The organism is Methylophaga sp. UBA5088 (assembly GCF_002414625.1).
GTDB classification, from domain to species: Bacteria; Pseudomonadota; Gammaproteobacteria; order Nitrosococcales; family Methylophagaceae; genus Methylophaga; species Methylophaga marina.
On sequence record NZ_DIAC01000015.1, the window covers coordinates 2,014 to 6,282 of the forward strand.

Below are 4,269 nucleotides of genomic sequence, written 5' to 3' on the forward strand. Positions count from 1 at the left end.
GAATTGTGCCGTCATCATTCAACTCATAAGATTCGATGGCATTATGTGCCCCTTTTTCAATAAAGGTGGGGATATTGGCGATTACGTACCAATCACCCATAAACCGGTCTATGTCGACATAAGAGACGGGTTCGATAGGTGGATGACTTTTTTGGCAACCGCTCAATAACATCATCATGACAATAATTCCTGTAATACTTAGACGCATATTTTCACCTTTTTTAGCGAACATCATTGATTGTGTATCGTGAATTTGCCGTGAAGCACGTATTTGATTCAAATGCACTTTTTAAGTGCGTATTTGTGAACCAAAAGTTTGGTGAATGGCAAACCGATGCTGGTACAAACACTAACTACTTAACCTGCTAAGCTCGGTATAATGGAATGGTATGAGAAGATCACTTGCAATGTTTTACGATTAATGCGCCGATGGCTGAAAAATTGCTTATGTCTGTGATTTACTGATGACTTCTACAGAAGGAAGAACGGAATGACACATAAAATAACTCAAGGTACGGTTCTGTGCAGCTAACTTCTCATTCAGATTATGCGCTGAGACTTTTGATGTATTTAGCGATTCACAGTCAGGAAAAACCGGCTACGGTCAAAGATGCATCTGAACGGTATGGTATTTCTACAAATCATCTGGCAAAAGTGGCGCAACGATTGGTGCAAGAAAAACTTATTATCAGCCAGCGTGGCAGGGGCGGTGGTCTGAAATTAGCTTTGCCAGCAGAAGAAATAAATATTGGATTGCTTCTGCGAAAGATTGAAAATCCGGAATTATTGGAATGCTTTGGTACCAACTGTCAGTGTCCAATTGAGTCGGTTTGTGTACTTTTTAGTGCGCTAAGAAAAGCTCAAAAAGCATTTTTTGCAGTTTTGGATGAGTATACACTGGCCGATGTGGTAAAGAATAAACATAAACTGCAACAAAGCCTATCATTGCCAACGGCAGTGTAAACGCACCACTAATGCGTATATAGTGAGAGAGTCATAGGGAGTGGTTTACTCAGTTCCTTTGTCGTTTCAATAGTCAGCAGGTAGTGTATGTCGCATGTAAATACTATTGGTATGGTGCTTTATCTTTTTTTGGCAATCTTTGGCGGTTTTTTATCCGGGCTTTTCAGCCGTTATGTATACCTTGCTGCACGTAGGGATTTACCTATGTGGGCTGCTGTTCTCTCCAGCGTTGTTTTTTATATTCCTGTTTTCTGGGCCATCATCAGTTTATTCAAACAAGATGACCTAGACGTCTTTTATATTCTTTTGCTAATCAGTTTTGCTCTGGGTGTCAGACATCATAGAAAAATGAGTACTGCGAATGACAAGGATGAACGTGATTATCCTTTCGACCTAGACTAAAAAATTGGAAATAATGTGAAAGCTTGAATACTATTGACCATTTATTTTTGGTGTCTTCTCTTTGAAAAATCGTAAGCGTCTTTACACACTCATTATAAGCATCATCGTTTTAATGGGCTTTTTAGCAACAAGTTTAATTGGTTACTTTGTTGCCAGAAGTTCGATCTCACAACGCCTGCAACAAGAGATGCTTCCGCTGACCAGTGATAATATCTATTCAGAAATTCAGCGAGATCTGCTTCATCCACTGGTGATTTCTTCTTTGATGGCCAATGATGTTTTTGTATTCGATTGGGTCAATGAAGGTGAGCTTGAACCAGAAAAAATGCAAAGTTACCTTAGCCAGATTCAAGAGAAATACAACACTATTACGGCATTTTTTGTGTCCAGTAAAACGCAGAATTATTACCATCCAACTGGCATCTTGAAGAAAGTATCTGAAGACGTTGAGGCTGATGCCTGGTATTACAAAGCAAAAAACGCCAATCAACCTTACCTCATCAATATTGACCGAGATACGGCTGAGCCAAACCGTCTGAGTATCTTTGTCAATTATCGCGTTCTTGATAAGAAAGGAAAGTTTATTGGGGTGATAGGTGTTGGATTATCTTTACTGGTTGTAGAAGAGCTGATTGAAAATTATCAACAGCGTTACGGTCGAGAAATCTATTTTATAGACCGACAAGGTCAAGTTATGCTGCAAAGCAGCAAGTACAGTAAGGAACTTCATATTCAGAATAAAGAAGGTCTGGATAAGGTATTTACACGTATTCTCACGACGCCCAGTTCATCATTTTCTTTTAACACGGTCAATGGCAGTACCATTTATCTCAATAGCCGTTTAGTGCCCGAATTTGACTGGTATCTGATTGTCGAGCAGGTTAACGACCCGAGTACAGAAAAAGTCGAAAACGCCTTGATTCTAAACCTTATGGTGTCATTTGCCATAAGTCTTATTGTGCTTTTTATTTTGCATTTAGCGTCAAGAGGATATCAGGGTCGTCTTGAAACCATGGCCACCAAGGATAAGCTTACAGGTGCAATCAATAGGCAAGTATTTGATTCATTCTTTACACAGGCTGTTGCCAGGGGTAAAAGACACCAGGAAGCTTTATCACTCGTACTGATTGACATTGACCACTTCAAACAAGTTAATGACAATCATGGTCACCAGTATGGTGACTATGTACTTACCACAGTGGCTGGCATTATGCGCCAACAGGTTCGTGAAGAAGATGTGGTATGTCGTTGGGGTGGCGAAGAATTCGTTTTAATGTTGCAAGATTGTAATCAAAATCAAGCCATTAAACTCGCAAACAACATTCGCGAAGCGATTGCCCAGCATGTATTTGAATACAATGGTAAAAAACGTCAAATTACAGTGAGTGCTGGGGTGGCTGAGTATCAACAGCAAGAAACAATGAGTCAGTTAATTGCTCGGGCTGATGTTTCACTTTACCAAGCGAAAAATAATGGTCGAAATTGTGTTCGCTGAGAGATGAGTTGAATATGTTAAACAAACATCGATTGTCATTATCAGTGCTTTGTGTTTGTTTAATTTTGGCTTGCTTTCCTGTTGCAACGTCGACTGATCATCAGCTTAAACAAATGATGACGGTCACCTTGTCAGTCTATGCTTTGGCGAGAGGCTTAAATGGTGTCATCTCTGTTGCTCAGGGAACTGAAGTTTCTATAGAACCCATGGGCGTCGGGCTGACATTAGCACCGGGACAAATACTCGATCCTTTAAATGACCTAATAGAACAATTCTCAAGTGTGTTATTAGCTGCCTCAGCTTCACTCGGCATTCAGCAAATTATCTTATTTTTATCTGATCAAGCATTTTTGAGAATAGCGATTGCAACATTAGCACTGATAGCGGCGGCGAGTTATTTTTTAGCTAAAACATCACAGCAACTCACACCTGTTTTTCTTAAAACAGTATTGTTTTTATCTATTCTAAGGTTATTGATACCTGTATCAGTGATGGCTAGTGCAACGGTGCATGAGTTATTGGCATCTCAGAGGGAAGAAGCTGTTATTGTCTTGGAACAGACCCAGAATGAAGTGGAAACATTGAGTGAGCAACAACAGAAAAAATCAAAAGGCTGGTTTAACAGTCTGAAAGGCCAGTTAGATATAGAAGCAAAACTTCAGCAAGTCAGGGAGCAGGCAGATCGTGCAGTTAAAGCAGCTGTCTATCTACTTGCTGAGTTTGTTTTATTAATGTTATTTATTCCTTTATTAACGCTGTGGCTTTTATTCAAATTCACTGTCCATGTATATCAAATAAAGCTTTAGGTCATTTTCTCAGTAGTTTCTTCACGTTGGTTGAGATCATTGGTGAGTTGATTCAGGGTGCTTAATAAGTCAAAAAACTCTGTTGATGACAAATTAGTTTTACATGCCACTTTATTTTGAACTTCAGCGATATGGGGCTCCAATTGTCTCGCTTTGTTCGTTAGGAAAAGGCGAACAACCCTTTCATCTTCATCTGTGCGAACTTTCTCAACCAGCTCAGCAGCCTGAAGCCGTTTAATGATGGGAGATAATGTACCTGAGTCTAACTTCAGTTGTTTCATCACATCTTTAATGGCGACACCATCTTTTTCCCACAAAACAACTAAAACCAGATATTGGGGGTAGGTGAGATCATATTCATTTAACAGACTGCGATAAAATCGTGTGATGCTGTTCGTAGCACTATATAAAGCAAAGCACAGTTGATTATCGAGTCTCAAGTTATCAAAGTTTGACATGCGTTGATTCCTTAAAAAATTTGCTTATTAACATTGCCACGATGCAATAAGGCTTAGTCGCCGTTGATTGATTCGCTTAAGTCTATAACAACTCAAGATTGCTCATTATAGAGAGTAATCAAAGCAACGCAAATCGGATTTATTC

6 protein-coding genes are annotated in these 4,269 nt (G+C 39.4%); 4 read left to right on the forward strand and 2 right to left on the reverse strand.

Translation table 11 applies throughout. The features are described from left to right. A partial coding sequence (locus B4K20_RS02085) for a lipocalin family protein (RefSeq protein WP_289281721.1) occupies positions 1–208 on the reverse strand: 208 nt, incomplete at its 3' end. A gap of 314 nt (positions 209–522) precedes the next feature. Here B4K20_RS02085 and B4K20_RS02090 point away from each other — a divergent pair. The 4 genes from B4K20_RS02090 (at position 523) to B4K20_RS02105 (ending at position 3,666) form a co-directional block, all read left to right on the forward strand. Continuing rightward, positions 523–963 carry an RrF2 family transcriptional regulator gene (locus B4K20_RS02090; RefSeq protein WP_289244847.1) on the forward strand — a complete coding sequence of 147 codons (441 nt, stop codon included), beginning with the start codon at positions 523–525 and terminating at the stop codon, positions 961–963. Positions 964–1,050: 87 nt separating this feature from the next. Then, on the forward strand, positions 1,051–1,365 hold the full coding sequence (locus B4K20_RS02095) for a hypothetical protein (protein WP_289281722.1): 315 nt from the start codon (positions 1,051–1,053) through the stop codon (positions 1,363–1,365). A gap of 61 nt (positions 1,366–1,426) precedes the next feature. Continuing rightward, positions 1,427–2,860: a sensor domain-containing diguanylate cyclase gene (locus tag B4K20_RS02100; RefSeq protein ID WP_289281723.1), complete on the forward strand. Its 1,434-nt coding sequence runs from the start codon at positions 1,427–1,429 to the stop codon at positions 2,858–2,860. 14 nt (positions 2,861–2,874) lie between these two features. Continuing rightward, a complete protein-coding gene (locus tag B4K20_RS02105) occupies positions 2,875–3,666 on the forward strand; it encodes a hypothetical protein (protein ID WP_289281724.1) in 792 nt (263 codons plus the stop codon). Here the strand turns inward: B4K20_RS02105 and B4K20_RS02110 are convergent. Further along, positions 3,663–4,124: a MarR family winged helix-turn-helix transcriptional regulator gene (locus tag B4K20_RS02110; protein WP_286304857.1), complete on the reverse strand. Its 462-nt coding sequence runs from the start codon at positions 4,122–4,124 to the stop codon at positions 3,663–3,665. The two genes, B4K20_RS02105 and B4K20_RS02110, sit on opposite strands and share 4 nt — an antisense overlap. Positions 4,125–4,269: the final 145 nt, after the last annotated feature.